The organism is Providencia sp. PROV200 (assembly GCF_049901995.1).
In the GTDB taxonomy this organism is placed as follows: Bacteria; Pseudomonadota; Gammaproteobacteria; order Enterobacterales; family Enterobacteriaceae; genus Providencia; species Providencia rettgeri_E.
This window is the reverse complement of the sequence record NZ_CP096307.1, coordinates 3,968,795-3,985,672: the sequence shown is the minus strand read 5'-3', so window position 1 is coordinate 3,985,672 and position 16,878 is coordinate 3,968,795. Positions and strand designations below refer to the sequence as shown.

The following is a 16,878-nucleotide window of genomic DNA, read 5'->3' as shown; positions in this document are numbered from 1 at the left end:
TTGGATGACGCCTGAACACCTAAAAGAGAGTTGGCTGAATCGAGAAACTCAATTTTCTGCTTTTACAAATGGCCCACTTTTAGATTTCTGGCAACGCCGTGAAGAATCTCAATTTATAGGTGTTGATGATATTCCCATTCACTATGTCCGATTTATTCACCCTAAGCATCACAAAGCGATTGTTATTTCACCAGGACGCAGTGAAAGCTATGTAAAGTACCCGGAAGTGGCTTATGATTTTTATCATTTAGGCTATGATGTTTTTATTATTGATCATCGCGGCCAAGGCCGATCAGGGCGCATGTTAGCGGATCCTCAAAAAGGTCATGTTGAAAAATTCACTGACTACATTGATGATTTTGAAAAGTTCATTGAGCTTGAAGTTAAATATCGGCATTATCCAAAATGTTACGCGTTAGCTCACTCAATGGGGAGTGCTATCTTAGCCGGGTATTTATTGCGAGATAGCGTCACATTTGATGCTGCAACCTTATGTGCACCGATGATTGGAATTAATCTACCGATGCCTCGTTGGATGGCGAGCTTTATTGTTGATAGGGCCGAATCTCGCGAAAGTGTTCGTAATGACTACGCGGCTTCTACTGGGAAATGGCAGCCGTTACCTTATTTAATCAACGTATTAACACACAGCCCGGAGCGTTATCGGCGTTACTTACGCTATTACGCCGATTATCCCGAATTGCGCTTAGGTGGGCCAACTTACCATTGGTTACGTGAGAGTTTTGTGATTGGCGATGAGCTAATTGCGAGAGCGGGAGAGATTGATGTACCACTGATGGTGTTAGAAGCCAGTGAAGAAAAAGTGGTCAGCAATAAAGAGCTACAAGCTTTTTGTCAAAGCAGGCAAAAAGCGCAAATAGGACGAGAAGAAAAATTACCTCTCATTATAGAAGGGGCACACCATGAAATCCTATTTGAAGTGGATGCATTAAGAGCGATGGCGCTCAATGCTATCTGTGATTTTTTTGAGCAGTATTAGTTAGGGTTTGAATATGAAATATCCTGTAGTTGCTTCCGATTTAGATGGGACACTGTTATCTCCCAATCATGACTTAACGTCTTATACCAAAGACACCTTGAAACAGCTAGTGACTTCGCAAGATGTGCATTTTGTGTTTGCAACAGGCCGTCATCATGTGGATGTTGCTCAAATCCGCGATGGTTTAGGCATCGATGCGTATATGATCACGTCTAACGGCGCACGGATCCATAATACTCGCGGTGACTTGATTTTTGAGCACAATGTTGCGCCTGAAATTGCTCACGAGTTGTGTTTGATGGAATTTGATAACCCTGAACTTATCACTAACTACTACCATGGTGATGATTGGTTTATCAACCGTGAAAGCCCTGAACAAAAAGAATTTTTTAAAGAATCGGTATTTAACTATCAGTTATTTGATCGCCATGACTTTGTCACTTCTGAGGTCTGTAAAGTTTACTATACCAGTGAAGATCATGATTTGCTGGTGGATTTACAGCAGCGTATTCAAGCACGTTGGCAAGATAAAGTGAATGTCACGTTTTCACTGCGTAGCTGTTTAGAAGTTATGGCTGGTAGTGTTTCTAAAGGTGAGGCACTGAAGCAAGTGGCCGCACTACATGGTTATACACCGAGTGATAGTATTGCTTTTGGTGATGGTATGAATGACAAAGAAATGCTGACGATGGCTGGAAAAGGCTGCATCATGGAAAATGCGCACCAGTTGCTGAAAGATGCGTTACCGCAGATGGAAGTTATTGGCTCGAACAGTGATGATGCAGTCGCTCGCTACCTGAGAAATAAATACCTTAACAACGCATAATTTATTTTGTTATTTGAAATAGAGAAACCAGATAGGCATTATGTTTATCTGGTTTTTTATTATTGTAATTAGATGAAAAACACAAGTTCCCATAGAGAAAATACAGCGAAACGTGCTTTTTGTGAAATTTAGGCCACTTTTCCTATTTTTTCTGACAGAAAGTAAATTTAAACTAGGGGGATGAGTGTTTAGGTCGATATTAATGGATAGCACTGTTTTCACAGTTTGCATATTGCACTGTTGAGGGTTCCTTAGGATGAAAAGAATAGCGTTAGTATTGTTGTTGGGCTCGATTTGTTATAGTTCCGTTTTAACCGCTAAACCTACCCCTGTGCCAGCATCGGCAACAGCAGCACAAGAACCCTCGATTGAACAAATTACGCAGTTAGCCCAAAAAGGTGATCCTAAAGCCCAATTCCAGCTAGGTGAACGTTATTTTAAAGGGTTAGGTGTTTCTCAAGATTCTAAAGCAGCGGCTGAGTGGTTTATCAAGGCTGGGAACCAAGGGAATTCAGATGCGCAATTCCGTCTTGGCACGATGTTTGTTAATGGTTTTGGTGTGCGTCGTGATTATGACAAAGCGATGCTATGGTATGAGCAAGCAGCAGAACAAGGTGATACGCGAGCTGAAACCAATATGGCGATGATGTATGCGCAAGGCTTAGGTGTCACTCAAAATTTAGAAAAAGCGGCATTTTGGTTTAGAAAAGCAGCGCAAGGCGGAAACATACTTGCTCAATTCCAAATAGGTCAAATGTACTCGATTGGTAGCGGCGTTGATTTAGATGATGAAAAGGCGGTGTTTTGGTTTAGAAAAGCCGCAAAGCAAAAAGATGCTAAGTCTCAAGACCGCTTAGGCGTTATGTACTCTGAAGGACGTGGCGTGAAGAAAAACTTGCAACAAGCCTACGCATGGCTTGCAACTGCAGTGTTCAGTGGCAACGCAGAAAGCCATCGCCTGCAAAAAAAGATAGCGGATCAGTTAAATCCTGAAGAATTACAGCAGGCACAAAAATTAGCAGAAAACTACATTAAATCGTACGGTTTCAAAGCCAGCTAATGACTAAGCCGATGTGTGGGAGACTATTTTGTATCCCACCATTATGGCTATAGAGAATACAAGATAACACCACGAAAGCCGATAGAAACGGTTATTCCCCCAGCCTCGACGCATAGCTAGCTGTAGCTGTTGTGATGATAGCTTGCCACAAAGTACACGAAACCCAACGATATAAACCGCACAATACACTTGCCAAAGGTACAGTGTATTAAATGCAAAAGCTTTCCCAACAATTAATAAGATAATTAATGGAATTAAAAAGAATAAAATCGACCCAACACGCTCAAGTTGGGCGATCTTCAATGTCACCAACTCATCTTTATCATCTAGTTTTAATCGCATAATACGGCTTACAGTTCCCCTGGTTTACGGCTTGGATTACGTGCCGAAAGATTGTTTGTCGCACTTTGTAGCGAATTATCACGGACATCCACCCTTGCTTGGAATGGTGGGAATGGTAAGGTAATCCCTTGTTCAGCAAAGGAAACTAAGATGTTTTGATGGATTTCATGACGTGCAGGTAACCGGTGGCCCATCTCAGCAGCATAGACACGTAATTCGAAAATTTGAATACCTTGTTGTAAATCAACCAGATAAACCTCTGGCGCAGGGTTATCTAAGATCATGGTAGAACGTTTGGCTGCACGTAAAATGGTATCTGTCACCAGTTCACTATTGGCGTCAGAAGGTGCTGGAATGGTCATCACAATACGTGTGATCGTGTCAGACAGCGACCAGTTAATAAATTGTTCAGTAATAAATGCCTTATTTGGCACAATAATTTCTTTTCTGTCCCAGTCCGTCAGTGTAGTGGCACGAGTGTTGATCTTGGTAATACTGCCGGTCAAGTTACGAATAGTGACGGTATCTCCAATTCGGATCGGTTTTTCAAATAAGATCATCAACCCCGAGATAATATTAGCAAAAATTTCTTGTAAACCGAAACCAAGCCCGACCCCCATTGCAGCAACAAGCCATTGCAGTTTTGACCACTCAATCCCTAACATAGAGAAGCCAACAATGGTTCCGATAATAGTAATCGTATATTTTGTTAATGTACTGATGGCGTAGCCGGTACCGGGTGTTAAATCCAAATGTTGGAGTACGGCCAGCTCAAGTAAAGCGGGCAAGTTACGCACTAATTGGGCAGTAACGATAATAGTCAAAATAGCAATAAAAATTGAGCCCATGGTAATAGGTTGAACAGTATCAACGCCATTAACGGTTGATGTCACATCCCATAAGCGTATATTTTCAAGGAAAGAGAATGCTGTATGTAGCTCAGACCACAGCCAAATCAATGAAACCAAGGCAATCATAGTTAAAATCGAACGAACTAACCCAACGGATTGGGTGCTGATGGCATCTAAGTCGATAACCTGTTCTTCGATATCAATATTCCCTTCACTGCTGGCATTTGCTTGCTGGCTATCGTCCTCACCTTTAGCACGTTGCGCTAATATTTCAGCACGGCGCTGTTTTGCTCGCTCAAAGGCTAATTTACGGCGCTGCATTGACATCCAGCGGCGAATAGTGTGGTAAATGATGAGGATGACAAACCAAATAGCAACGGAGGTTTCTAAGCGCGCTAGTAAGGCTTGTGAGGTTGAAAAATAACCTAAAATGGAGAAAAACCCAGCAACAATAGGTGCGAGTAATATCATCCACCACAATGCTTGATTAACAATATTCTCACCGGACCCATGTCTATCTAAATAGAGAGGGATCTGTGAGCGGCGTAAGTTGTTGGTAATTAAGCTAAGTGCGACACATAAAAAGATAAAGCATAAGCGGCCAATACTAGCTGCAAATTCCCTATCGCTATAATGTTCAAAGGTAATAATTGCCATGACTAATGGAACGATGACAAAAATAGCCATTCGGTAATAGCGCATCGCACGCTTAACCGAGTCTTTATCCCAACCGAAGTGAGAAATAAATAACCCTGTAGGGCGAGAGAATGTTTCGCTGATCATAAATAGCCACAACAACGGTGTCGTGGCACTAACGCCATAGCCGATGGCAGCAGCCATTGGGAACTGCCATGCACTTTGTAAGCCATAACCGATGGCGGACCACATCATAGGGAGAGGTAGTGCAACAATAATTGACCAGAAAATAGTGCGAATGGTTAAGTAGAAACGGTCTTGTGTCACTTTACCAATGCGTAAACTGGAGCGGTCAAGAAATGCTTGATAGTGTTTACGTGTGCTAATACTGAAAATGACTAAGGCTATCGAACCTAAAAGATACAAAAAGGTATCTTGTGTCGTTAGCATAACACGCAGAGCACCAGCCAGTTGAGACAAGGTATCCAAAGAAAGTAATTGAGTAATATCAGTCACTAACATAACGGGGTAGCTGATGCTAATCGGTGGAACATCAGCGACCCAGAAAAGATAACGGTTTGAGGCATCTTTGACCTCTTTCAATGCATCGGTCAACTGCCCTGTAGCGACATTGAGCTTGGTTAGCTCCAACATTTCAGCATCGAGACCTGAAATTAAAGAGGTTAGTAGCTCACGACGCGTTTTAATCAATGACTGATAAACTTGCACTTGAGCTGCATTGAGCCCATGTTCGGTTTCCTGCTCGGTTGTATCTATTTTACTTAGTCTATCGAGGCTATCTTCATAATTTAATCGTTGAACACGTAAAGCCGCCATTTCACGATCAAGTTGCTGGCTTTTGGGAATATCAGGCAAGCGAGAGAGCTGTGTTCGGAGTGCTTCCCCTAATGTACTTGAGCTGCTGATCCATTGAGCTTGTTCACGAATAGTTGTGAGTGCTTGGCGTGCATCACGGATACTCGTTGAAATTTCGGCTTGGCTATTAGTAATCGCGCTCATACGTTGTGCTTGAGCGGTTAATTCCTGAGACATTTTTCGATTAATATCAAGCTGCTCAGTTAAAAATGGCGTAAGCTCACCTTGCGCAGCCAACATCTCTGTGTGTTCTAGCGCTAAGATTGCTTTTTGTTGGCGTTGGGTATTTTGGAAATCCCGCAGGTTTTGTAATTCAAGTTCCATACGTTGGTAGCGTTTTTTATATAATTCCAACGTAAGCCGTGAAATTTCTTGACGATTATTGGCAGAAAGCTGGGCCATTTCCAGCTCATTAACTACGGATTTGCGAGCGCTTACTTCGGCTTGAGCCAAAGTGTACTGGGCATCGGCTAATGGTGTTGATGGTGTACTCAGAGACTGAAAACGCGAAGAGGCTTCGTTGAGCAAACGCCTCGCCTCAGAAAGTTGTTGTGGGAGAATACTGAGTGATTCACTGATTTCGCGGCCTTTATCTTGTTCTTGCTGAGTTAAGCGGCTTAGATCAAGTAATTGGCTGCTAAGTTGAATAATGCGTTGCTCAAGCTCACCTAGACTGATACCAACGGGTATAGGGGTAGGCTCATCACTTTCATTGAGGATTTTTTGTCTTATTTCTTTGATGATTTTAGGGAAATTATCAATAGCTTCTTGGTAAGACTTGGCTTTAGCGTCGGAATCACGTGTCTCACTCATCCAATTTAGCGCGCCCTGTAATGCTTGCGCTATCTCTGCATCTTTAGGATTGGTGCTTGACTCGAGTTGTTTGAGCTCCTGCTTAATCTGTGCTTCGTCCTGCGCTGCAGTCGGCGCTGCAACGGAAGAAAAAACGATTAACAGGCTAAGAAAAAAACTGATAATCACACGCACAGTGAGGAGCTCCTTCAAGGAATAATAATTTAATTAAGCGTCAACGGACTCTTCTGCCACTGTATTTGTAACAGTTTCAGCGAGTAATTCACCCATGCGAGTTGCATAACCGGGGATCAGTGATGAATTAAAGGTTACTTTATTTGGCTCAAATAAATTAATCACCGTTGAGCCCAGTTTAAATAGCCCCATTTCCTCACCTTTTTTCAAGAAAACAGCACCTTCAGAATCCAGCTCAGGGTAAACCCAACGTTTGATGACACCTTCACGCGTGGCGTTAACGCAACCGCTCCAAACCGTCTCGATACTACCAACGATGGTTGCACCTACAAGGATTTGTACCATTAGGCCGACAGGGGTGTCAAAGACACAAATCAAACGTTCATTTCGTGCAAACAGGTTGGGAACATTTTGTGCCGTTAATGGATTTACAGAGAATAAATCCCCTGGTACATAAATCATCTCTTTGAGTAAGCCATCACATGGCATGTGTACACGGTGATAGTCACTTGGGGAGAGGTAAGTGGTAATAAAGTCACCGCCACGAAAACGTTCTGCTAATTGGTATTGACCCGCAAGTAACGCTTCAACGGTGTAATGATGGCCTTTAGCTTGGAAGATAAGGTCATCATTTATTGGACCTAATTGGCTCACGGCACCGTCAGCAGGCTGAGCAAGTTGGTGCTCTTTTTCGACAATAGGGCGAGCGCCTTCTTTTAACAGACGGACAAAGAAATCATTAAAAGTGGCATAAGCCGTAAGCTCGCTTTTTTGTGCTTCATTCATGTTCACTTTATAGACTTTTGCGAACAGTTTAATTGCCCATTGCGTCATGAAACCCGCATTGCGACTTGCGAACCAGCCAGCAAATTCAGTAAGACATTGTTTTGGAAGCATATATTGCAAGCGAATTTTAATTTTATCTAGCACGTTAACCTCTGATTTTTAAAGGTATGTTAGCAAAAGGGCGGTTATTGTACACAGTTTACTCGTCATATTTCAAACGGTCGCGTAACTGACTAACCGTGATTAAATTATTTAGAGCGAGTTTAGTGTTAGTTAGGTATTTTGTAAGTACTCACTAACATTATTTCTCTTTTGCCATAAAATTGCCACGAGGCTTGATTTGCTCCATGCTTTCTAAAATGCGATGGTAGTTTTCAAAACGTGATTCCGCAATTTTATTTGCTTCTACGGCTTCACGTAACAGGCAACCAGGATCATCCAAATGTTTACAGTCACGGAATTTACAGCCACCAAGGTAATCTTTAAATTCGACAAATCCTTTGGTCACTTGTTCCGTGGTTAAATGCCACAAACCAAACTCACGCACACCAGGGGAGTCAATCACATCACCTCCCAATGGGAAATGATATAAGCGGGCTGTCGTTGTTGTGTGTTGCCCCAGCCCTGAGTTGTCTGAAACGTCATTGACTAAAATGGCTTCTTCATTGTGTGGAAGCAATGCGTTTAATAAACTGGATTTACCCACACCAGACTGCCCAACAAACACGGACACTTTACCTGCTAGCGCGTTAGTAAGCGCTTCCATGCCTTCATTGGTATGGCTTGAAACTTCGAGAACTTGATAGCCAATATCACTATAAATCGTCATCAAATCGCTTACCCACTCGCGGTTTTCGTCGTCGAGTAAGTCGACTTTATTAAGAACGATAACAGGCTTAATCCCCGTGGTTTCACAGGCAACCAAATAACGGTCAATAATATTCAGCGAAAGCTCAGGTAAAATAGCGGAAACCACGACAATTTGGTCAATATTAGCGGCAATCGGTTTCAAGCCATCATAATAATCGGGACGAGTCAGAACAGAGTGGCGTTCATGAACAGCTTCAACAATGCCATTTACTTTGATATCGCTTTGTGTGTTCAGGGCAGGCCGCCACACCACGTTATCCCCTGTAACGAGGGAAGAAATGGTTCTGCGTAAGTTACAGCGCTGGATAGTCCCGTCACTTGCTTGAATATCAGCATGTTGCCCAAAACGGCTGATGACTAAGCCTTCTTGTGCTTCACCTAATTGGCTATCATCAATCTCAACGGTTTTTTGCTTTTTGAGTCTTTTTTGATGATTTTCTTGAACTCGGCGCTGTTGGCCTTTCGAAAGTTTCTGTTTAGCCACCTGTCCTCTCTTTACTGTGGGCGGTATTTTAGGGTTACTCACGCCTGTCACTGATGGCATGAAGAGTGCTATCATACCTTAACTTCATAGAATGCGGTTAGGGTATATCATGCAAAAGAATGAGAATAATTTAATTTGGATCGATTTAGAAATGACAGGGCTCGATCCTGTTCGTGATCGTATTATTGAAATAGCGACCATTGTAACAGATAGTCATCTTAATATTTTAGCAGAAGGCCCTGTCATTGCAGTACATCAAACGGATGAACAACTCGCTTTAATGGATGAATGGAATGTAAACACTCATACTAACAGCGGTTTAGTTGAACGTGTACGCAAAAGTACCGTAAGTGAGCGTGAAGCTGAGTTAGCCACGATTGAATTTTTAGAGCAATGGGTTCCACAGGGGGCATCACCCATTTGTGGGAACAGTGTTGGGCAAGATAGGCGTTTTCTATTCAACTATATGCCTGAATTAGAAAGCTATTTCCATTATCGCTATCTTGATGTCAGCACACTAAAAGAGCTCGCTCGTCGCTGGAAACCTGAAATTTTAGCGGGTTTTTCGAAGAAAAACACCCACCAAGCTCTTGATGATATTCGTGAATCAGTGGCTGAATTAGCTTATTACCGGGAAACATTTATTAAAGAATAAATGATTCGTTATGAAAGTCGCCATTGGCGACTTTCATTCGCGGTTTTTTCTCAATAAGTTAACAATGTTAACGTATTGAAATCAGTTTATTACAACGGGTGTCGATAAAATCATCATTGTGATTGTTTTGTCGGCAAACGGATAAAAAAATAAAAATTTTGAGCGCAAGGGCTTGCTAGTATCTGAATTTTTCGTATAATGCGCTCCCCGTACCGATGAAGTTTTTGTGATTGAGTCGGCACGTGAAACATCCAGAAATGTGATGCGGGAATAGCTCAGTTGGTAGAGCACGACCTTGCCAAGGTCGGGGCCGCGAGTTCGAGTCTCGTTTCCCGCTCCAAATTTTCTTGATGTTTTAGCTAAAGCACTATTTTCGTGATGCGGGAATAGCTCAGTTGGTAGAGCACGACCTTGCCAAGGTCGGGGTCGCGAGTTCGAGTCTCGTTTCCCGCTCCAAACTTTCTTAGTGTTTTAGTGAAAGAACAGTACCCACCAAATGCGGGAATAGCTCAGTTGGTAGAGCACGACCTTGCCAAGGTCGGGGTCGCGAGTTCGAGTCTCGTTTCCCGCTCCAATATTTTCTTTATCTCTTAACTTTTTTCTTAATTAAATCTCACATAATATCCATTTATCTCACTTTTATTAAGTGAAATCACGTAGTGCATACGAACTGCGCTTGTTCACTATTTTATTCCTTGAACACTAGGATCTAAAAGGTTTTTGCGATCTTTTTTGGATCATATCCAGATTTGTGCTTGCATTCACTTTCGGGGCACAATAGAATAGCCACCCCTTAGCAATAGGGTGTTTTACTTCCATCTCTAAGATGAAAACACGAAGTTTAAACAATAAACAAAAATATGCTTTTTTATTTACTTCGAGTATTTTTTCATTTTAACCTTGCTTTTTGGTCACTTTTGTATTGCTAGTTAACGTAAAATCAGTGTTTTTCTTTTCAACGAGACATTAGAAAGTTATCCACAGCTAACTCAATCAACCTGCGCTTTTATCGCGATTTGAAATAACTTATTACACAGAGTTATCCACAGGCTAATTAATAAATTTCTGTTGTGCTAATTAATTCTAGCGTTTAAGTTGCATTATTGTAACTTATTGATTTTATTGTTTTGTGGGTTATTTTGTCAAAATGAGGCTAGCGTAGCTTGCAAATTCTTTACCTATTGTCAGCTAAGCATTTTTTATTTTATTCACATTGATTTGACAATTCTTGATTTCAGATATATGGCAGGCTTTTTTCTAGGCGTCTCTCGGTAAACCTTTGTTAATAGCTCGTACAAGACGTTTTTGTTGCGAAGTTTGGATTGTAACTTGGTTTGCATTGCGTCGGTTAAGCTGTTGTTGTATAGACCATTGGAAGTGTTCATCCAACATAGCGTTAATTCCAAGCCGGTTTTGTAATGCGATAACAATGCTATCTTGATAAGGTGCGTTGCCTAGCGCGACACTGATATTTCTTAACCACTTAATATAGCCAATGCGGCGGATCGCCGAGCCTTCGGTCACTTTCAAAAAGGTTTTTTCGTCCCATGAGAACAAGTCAAGCAGTTCTGGTGTATGCAACGCCTTTCTTGGGCTAAAATCGTCTTCATCCGTAAGTTGAGAAAAACGGTTCCATGGGCAAATGAGCTGGCAGTCATCACAACCGTAAATCCGATTTCCCATTAGCGGGCGAAATTCTTCAGGGATAGCACTATCTAGCTCGATGGTGAGATAAGAAATACAGCGCCTTGCATCGACGGTGTAAGGTTCAACAATCGCACCGGTTGGGCAGGTTGTCATACAAGCAACACAGCGGCCACAATCTTCTTCGATAGGTTTATCGACAGGAACGGGTAAATTAATCAATAATTCACCAAGGAAGAACCAAGATCCTGCTTCACGATTTAAAACTAATGAATGTTTTCCTGTCCATCCTAAGCCCGCTTTTACCGCAAGAGGACGCTCTAAGATTGGAGCAGAATCGACAAAAGGTCGAAAATTAAGATCATCGATGGTGGTACCATCGGCCAGTATCATTCCATTAAATTCACGACAATAGTCTACAACACGACCTGAAAGTTGTTTTAGGCGTTTTTTTAACAGCTTGTGATAGTCTCGCCCTAGTGCATAGCGGCTGATATAACCTAATTCAGGGTTATTTAGTGTACTGGCAAATGCGGCTTTAGCTGGCAAGTAATTCATGCGCACGCTAATGACACGTAACGTGCCTGGATGCAGTTCGTGGGGTCTGGCTCGCATCATCCCATGGCGGCTCATCCATTCCATCTCGCCATGAAATTGTTTATCTAGCCACGCTTGTAATTTGGGCTCTTCCGCAGACAGGTCAGTATCGCAGATCCCGACTTGTTGGAAACCTGCTTCAATGCCCCATTGTTTAATATTCTGAGCGAGAAGATCGAGATCGAGGTATCTTGCCATCGGATCCTATATTGATAAAGAGTAAAACGGCAGGCACTCTATCATGACCTGCGTTGTTCATCAAAAGGGATGAAAAAATGCCCTCAGTATTGAGAGCAATTATAGGATATTTCTGAACTCATCATTTAGATAATGTTAATTAAGAAAAAAGCCCCATCTTAGGTTAAGATAAGCGGTAATATTGATGTTTGTTGATATCTCTTTATGCATTTTGAACAGCAATATAAACTATGCATTTAAAGGATAAACAGGCGACACAGCCTATTAATGACATAAAAAAGAACAATATGAAAGAACGTACAATACAACTTGCCAATGAAGCGCAAACTGTTGCGTTAGGTAATGCTATCGCTAAGGCTTGCCATCAAGGTACAGTTATTCATTTATATGGTGATCTCGGCGCAGGGAAAACGACCTTTAGCCGAGGCTTCTTGCAAGCACTGGGCCATCAAGGTCACGTAAAAAGCCCAACTTACACCTTGGTTGAACCCTATGAATTAGCAGATCGCCAAGTTTTTCACTTTGATCTCTATCGGTTAGCTGATCCTGAAGAACTTGAATTTATGGGAATTCGTGACTATTTTTCTGGAAATTCGATCTGTTTGGTCGAATGGCCGCAACAAGGTAAAGGTTTTTTACCTGAAGCGGATCTTGAGCTCCATCTGACCTATCAAGGCGAAGGGCGTCAGGCTCACTTTGTTGCTTTTTCTGCCAATGGGGAGTCGTTGTTAGAAGCATTACCCCTACTCTAAGGAAGCTATTGCTCATGTTGAATGCATCAATGCACAGAATAACAAAAAAGGGTTTTTTTACTGTTTTCGTCTTGTTTATGGTATCAGTCATGTGGCTGTTTGCTGCAAAAGCGCACGCGGCAACATTATCAAATATTCAAGTTAATAACAGCCCATCACAAGCAGAAGTGGTGCTAAGCTTTATTGATGGTAAGCCCGATTACTCCTATTTTCCATTGCATTCACCTGAGCGCCTTGTTGTTGATATCAAACAGCGAGGTGAGATCATTGGTTTACCCCTTAAAGTTCCTGCGGGAGACCTCGTAAAATTAGTACGAGCGAGCCAACCTTCTGATAACCAACACAAACGCTTAGTTTTGGAGTTATCCCGAGCAGCAAAAGCGAAAGCGGTACTTAAACAAGTTTCAGGTGAATATCAGTTGGTATTAACGATATCGACTGGGAGTTCATCCGGTTCTACCTCTTTTAATCGAACCAATAATACGGTTAAACCAGCAGTAAATAGCACTCAAGATAAACCGTTGAAGATGAGTGAGTCTGCACCTGTTGCGACACCTACACCGACTAAATATAAGAGTATGCCAAAAGGCAGTAAGCAGGTTGTCATTGCCATCGATGCAGGTCACGGTGGTAAAGACCCGGGTGCGATAGGTAAGAATGGTTATAAAGAAAAGGATGTGACTTTTAGCGTTGCACGTAAATTATACCAACGCCTTGAAGCCGACCCAATGTTTAAGCCCGCGATGACACGTGACGGTGATTATTTTATTTCTGTTAGTGGTCGTTCTGATGTGGCACGTAAGAAAGGGGCGAATATGTTGGTGTCTATTCACGCAGACTCGGCCCCGAATAGCAGCGCACGCGGAGCATCAGTATGGGTTTTGTCTAATCGACGTGCAAATAGTGAACTGGGTAGTTGGCTAGAACAACGTGAAAAACAATCGGAATTATTAGGTGGGGCGGGTGATGCACTGAGTGGCGCGGACCCTTACTTAAGCCAAGCTGTTTTAGATTTACAATTCGGTCATTCTCAGCGTGTGGGGTACGATGTTGCAGTTAAAGTGATCGAACAGCTGCGAAAAGTCGGTAATATTCACAAAAGAACCCCTGAACATGCAAGTCTAGGTGTATTGCGTTCTCCTGATATCCCATCGATTTTAGTGGAAACAGGGTTTATTAGTAATACCGCGGAAGAGCAGTTGCTAAAATCTAATGAATTCCAAGACAAAGTTGCAGAAGCGATTCATTTAGGATTGCGTCAATATTTCTTGGCAAATCCAATACAAGCGGCGCCACAATAAGGGGGAGACATGGCAATACATATTCTCTCCCCACAACTTGCCAACCAAATTGCAGCGGGCGAGGTGGTTGAAAGGCCTGCGTCAGTGGTTAAAGAGCTCGTAGAAAACAGTCTTGATGCAGGGGCAACGCGTATTGATATCGATATTGAACGTGGCGGAGAAAAACTGATCCGTATTCGTGATAATGGCTGTGGAATCAGTAAAGATGAACTGATTCTGGCTTTAGCTCGCCATGCGACCAGTAAAATTGCCACATTGGATGACCTTGAAGCCATTATGAGTATGGGGTTTCGCGGTGAAGCACTCGCGAGTATCAGTTCTGTTTCACGTTTAACGTTGACATCAAAGCCCGCAGACCAGACAGAAGCATGGCAATCCTATGCCGAAGGTCGGGATATGGATGTGATGGTTAAACCTGCTGCCCACCCCAACGGCACAACAGTTGAGGTATTAGATTTATTCTATAATACGCCAGCTCGCCGTAAATTTATGCGCACAGAAAAAACCGAGTTTGGGCACATTGATGAAATTGTTCGCCGAATTGCGCTTTCTCGCCCTGATGTGGCTATCAACCTGACTCACAATGGCAAATTGGTAAAACAATATCGTGCCGCCCATGATGAGGCGCAGCAAGAAAGGCGGCTTGGCACGATTTGTGGAACAGGCTTCATACAAGGCGCTTTAGCGTTGTCTTGGGAACATAGCGATCTTGCAATCAAAGGGTGGGTCGTTTCTCCATCAATGACGTCGGGTAGTGAAACACAATATTGCTATGTTAATGGCCGTATGATGCGTGACCGCCTGATTAATCATGCTATTCGCCAAGCTTATGAAGGGCATTTAGACGAAAACCAGCAGCCTGCTTATGTTTTGTATCTGACCATTGACCCAAAACAAGTTGATGTTAACGTACACCCAGCAAAACATGAGGTTCGTTTTCACCAAGCTCGTCTGGTACATGATTTTATTTATCAAGCGGTACGAACAGTATTATTAGAAGCCGCATCTATTGATGAGCTTCCGGGTATTGAACCAGTAAATGCAGAGCTGGAAAATCGGCCTTCTGCGGGGGAAAACTATTTTTCTTCTCCTAGCGTGGCTCCTAAGCAATTTAAGACAGAAAACCATACGCGAATCGAAAATACCGCTCAAGAGTCTAAGACATCGAATAAACAAGCTAGTCACTTAATGGACAATGCGGTAAATCACGCCTTCTCTTCGCCGAAATCAACGTCAGGTTTTTCAGAAAATGTACCAGCAAAAGCGTTTGGTTCAACTTATGACAAAAAAGCCGGTGAACTGTATCAGAGCTTAATGTCTATTCCTGTTGCTCCTGAAGATAAAAAACCGCTTTTTCCTGAACGTAACCCAATCAGTTCACCGCAAATATCCTCACAACCTGTAGCAAAAAATGCGGATAACTACCTTTTTGGCAAAGTATTGACAATTTACGCAAAAAACTTTGCATTAATTGAGTCTTCGTTAGGGCTAATCCTGTTATCCTTAACGGAAGCTAATTATTTATTGAAATTGTCACAGTTATCACCGAGTGGTGGAGCCTTAAAGCCCCAACCATTATTAATACCTCTAAAAGTGTCACTTAAAAATGATGAAATAGAGGTTTTACAGCGGTACAAGGAACAATTGACAATATTTGGTATCGAAGCCACGATATTACATGGAAAAGTCACAATTCATACGGTATCGTTACCATTAAGAACACAAAATTTATCACAGCTTTTTTCTGAATTACTCGGTTTTTTATCGGGAAAAGAAAGTGTAACTGACGAAGAGATAGCACAATGGCTTGCTAAAGCTGTTTCACAGGTTAAAACAGAAGAAAGTTGGAGTTTAGCACAGGCTATTCAGTTGCTGGCAGATGTTGAGCGGGTGTGTCCGCAGTGGGTGAAAAATCCCCCACCAACATTATTACAATTAATTAATTTACAATCCGTGGTAGCTACACTAACAAATGAGTGATTTAGCAACTCAAAAAAAACCTGATGCAATATTCCTAATGGGTCCAACGGCCTCAGGTAAAACCGCTTTGGCGATAGAACTTCGCAAGCATTTGCCTGTGGAAATTATTAGTGTCGATTCGGCATTAATTTACCGAGGGATGAATATCGGCACAGCAAAACCAACAGCAGAAGAACTCAGCCAAGCTCCCCATCGTCTGATTGATATTCTCGATCCGTCTCTACCATACAGTGCTGCTGATTTCCGCCATGACGCATTAAATGCCATGGCCGAAATTACTTCGCAAGGTAAAATTCCATTATTAGTTGGCGGCACAATGTTGTATTTTAAAGCTTTGTTAGAAGGACTTTCGCCACTTCCTTCAGCGGATCCAACTGTGCGTGCTGAAATTGAACACATTGCGAAAGAGCAAGGGTGGGGGGAAATTCATCGCCGTCTTACTGAGGTTGACCCAGTTGCAGCTGCAAGGATCCACCCTAACGATCCACAAAGATTATCCCGTGCTTTAGAGGTATATCTCATTTCGGGACAAACTTTGACTGAAATGATACAAACAGCCGGGGAAGAATTGCCTTATAATGTGTTTCAGTTTGCTATTGCGCCACAAGATCGTAAAATTTTACATGAGCGCATAGAACAACGTTTTCATCTGATGATAGCGGCGGGCTTTGAAGAAGAAGTTCGCAAATTGCATCAACGAAATGATTTACATGTTGATCTCCCTTCAATTCGTTGTGTGGGGTATCGGCAAATGTGGTCATATTTGGATGGTGAAATTAGCCATGATGATATGATTTATCGGGGAATTTGTGCAACTCGCCAATTGGCAAAACGTCAAATTACCTGGTTAAGAGGCTGGGAGAATGTTCATTGGCTAGATAGTGAACAACCACAGCAAGCGCTTAGCACCGTTATGCAGGTTATGCGTGCATAGGACTGATGTTTGTGTACAATTAGAACGTTAAGCGCAATTTTTGAGTAGTTACTTTTTGGAATCTAAAAGATTCTCTTTTAAAAACAACAAAATAAGGAA

At 42.3% G+C, this 16,878-nt stretch carries 13 protein-coding genes and 3 tRNA genes; 11 read left to right on the top strand and 5 right to left on the bottom strand.

Translation table 11 applies throughout. The features are described from left to right. Positions 1-4: 4 nt before the first annotated feature. The 3 genes from pldB (at position 5) to M1E86_RS18405 (ending at position 2,886) form a co-directional block, all read left to right on the top strand. Positions 5-1,000: a lysophospholipase L2 gene (gene pldB, locus M1E86_RS18415; RefSeq protein WP_213913389.1), complete on the top strand. Its 996-nt coding sequence runs from the start codon at positions 5-7 to the stop codon at positions 998-1,000. Between the two features lie 13 nt (positions 1,001-1,013). Then, the gene (gene yigL, locus M1E86_RS18410; RefSeq protein WP_125894281.1) at positions 1,014-1,826 is read left to right on the top strand and encodes a sugar/pyridoxal phosphate phosphatase YigL; all 813 of its coding nucleotides are present in this window, start codon (positions 1,014-1,016) and stop codon (positions 1,824-1,826) included. Between the two features lie 256 nt (positions 1,827-2,082). Next, entirely contained in the window at positions 2,083-2,886 is an 804-nt protein-coding gene (locus M1E86_RS18405; protein ID WP_125894279.1) for a tetratricopeptide repeat protein, read from the top strand. A 3-nt stretch (positions 2,887-2,889) separates the two neighbouring features. Here the strand turns inward: M1E86_RS18405 and M1E86_RS18400 are convergent, their stop codons facing one another. The 4 genes from M1E86_RS18400 to rsgA all read right to left on the bottom strand — a co-directional run bounded on the left by M1E86_RS18400 (position 2,890) and on the right by rsgA (position 8,718). Then, positions 2,890-3,228: a hypothetical protein gene (locus M1E86_RS18400; RefSeq protein WP_213913388.1), complete on the bottom strand. Its 339-nt coding sequence runs from the start codon at positions 3,226-3,228 to the stop codon at positions 2,890-2,892. Positions 3,229-3,236: 8 nt separating this feature from the next. Continuing rightward, complete coding sequence (mscM, locus tag M1E86_RS18395; protein ID WP_213913387.1) at positions 3,237-6,578, bottom strand: miniconductance mechanosensitive channel MscM; 3,342 nt, start codon at positions 6,576-6,578, stop codon at positions 3,237-3,239. A 33-nt stretch (positions 6,579-6,611) separates the two neighbouring features. After that, positions 6,612-7,508 (bottom strand): archaetidylserine decarboxylase, encoded by an 897-nt coding sequence (asd, locus tag M1E86_RS18390; RefSeq protein ID WP_213913386.1) that lies wholly within the window; start codon positions 7,506-7,508, stop codon positions 6,612-6,614. 157 nt (positions 7,509-7,665) lie between these two features. Continuing rightward, the gene (gene rsgA, locus M1E86_RS18385; RefSeq protein ID WP_125894380.1) at positions 7,666-8,718 is read right to left on the bottom strand and encodes a small ribosomal subunit biogenesis GTPase RsgA; all 1,053 of its coding nucleotides are present in this window, start codon (positions 8,716-8,718) and stop codon (positions 7,666-7,668) included. A 109-nt stretch (positions 8,719-8,827) separates the two neighbouring features. On the opposite strand from rsgA, the gene orn reads away from it, so the two are divergent. The 4 genes from orn (at position 8,828) to M1E86_RS18365 (ending at position 9,947) form a co-directional block, all read left to right on the top strand. After that, the gene (gene orn / locus M1E86_RS18380; protein ID WP_213913385.1) at positions 8,828-9,373 is read left to right on the top strand and encodes an oligoribonuclease; all 546 of its coding nucleotides are present in this window, start codon (positions 8,828-8,830) and stop codon (positions 9,371-9,373) included. A gap of 264 nt (positions 9,374-9,637) precedes the next feature. Continuing rightward, a tRNA-Gly gene (locus M1E86_RS18375) sits at positions 9,638-9,713 on the top strand. A gap of 40 nt (positions 9,714-9,753) precedes the next feature. Next, positions 9,754-9,829 (top strand) — tRNA-Gly (locus tag M1E86_RS18370). 42 nt (positions 9,830-9,871) lie between these two features. Next, positions 9,872-9,947: transfer RNA gene (locus M1E86_RS18365), tRNA-Gly, on the top strand. Between the two features lie 683 nt (positions 9,948-10,630). On the opposite strand, the gene queG is transcribed toward M1E86_RS18365, so the two are convergent. Then, positions 10,631-11,812 carry a tRNA epoxyqueuosine(34) reductase QueG gene (queG, locus tag M1E86_RS18360; RefSeq protein WP_213913384.1) on the bottom strand — a complete coding sequence of 394 codons (1,182 nt, stop codon included), beginning with the start codon at positions 11,810-11,812 and terminating at the stop codon, positions 10,631-10,633. 287 nt (positions 11,813-12,099) lie between these two features. Here queG and tsaE point away from each other — a divergent pair, with 287 nt between their 5' ends. Genes tsaE through miaA form a run of 4 tightly spaced genes read left to right on the top strand, consistent with a single transcriptional unit; the run spans position 12,100 to position 16,779 of the window. Continuing rightward, positions 12,100-12,564: a tRNA (adenosine(37)-N6)-threonylcarbamoyltransferase complex ATPase subunit type 1 TsaE gene (gene tsaE / locus M1E86_RS18355; protein ID WP_125890711.1), complete on the top strand. Its 465-nt coding sequence runs from the start codon at positions 12,100-12,102 to the stop codon at positions 12,562-12,564. Positions 12,565-12,578: 14 nt separating this feature from the next. Next, complete coding sequence (gene amiB, locus M1E86_RS18350) at positions 12,579-13,865, top strand: N-acetylmuramoyl-L-alanine amidase AmiB (protein ID WP_125890710.1); 1,287 nt, start codon at positions 12,579-12,581, stop codon at positions 13,863-13,865. A 9-nt stretch (positions 13,866-13,874) separates the two neighbouring features. Continuing rightward, on the top strand, positions 13,875-15,845 hold the full coding sequence (gene mutL / locus M1E86_RS18345) for a DNA mismatch repair endonuclease MutL (RefSeq protein ID WP_125890709.1): 1,971 nt from the start codon (positions 13,875-13,877) through the stop codon (positions 15,843-15,845). Further along, positions 15,838-16,779 carry a tRNA (adenosine(37)-N6)-dimethylallyltransferase MiaA gene (gene miaA, locus M1E86_RS18340; protein ID WP_125890708.1) on the top strand — a complete coding sequence of 314 codons (942 nt, stop codon included), beginning with the start codon at positions 15,838-15,840 and terminating at the stop codon, positions 16,777-16,779. Before mutL ends, miaA begins: the two co-directional genes overlap by 8 nt. The last annotated feature ends 99 nt before the right edge of the window (positions 16,780-16,878 follow it).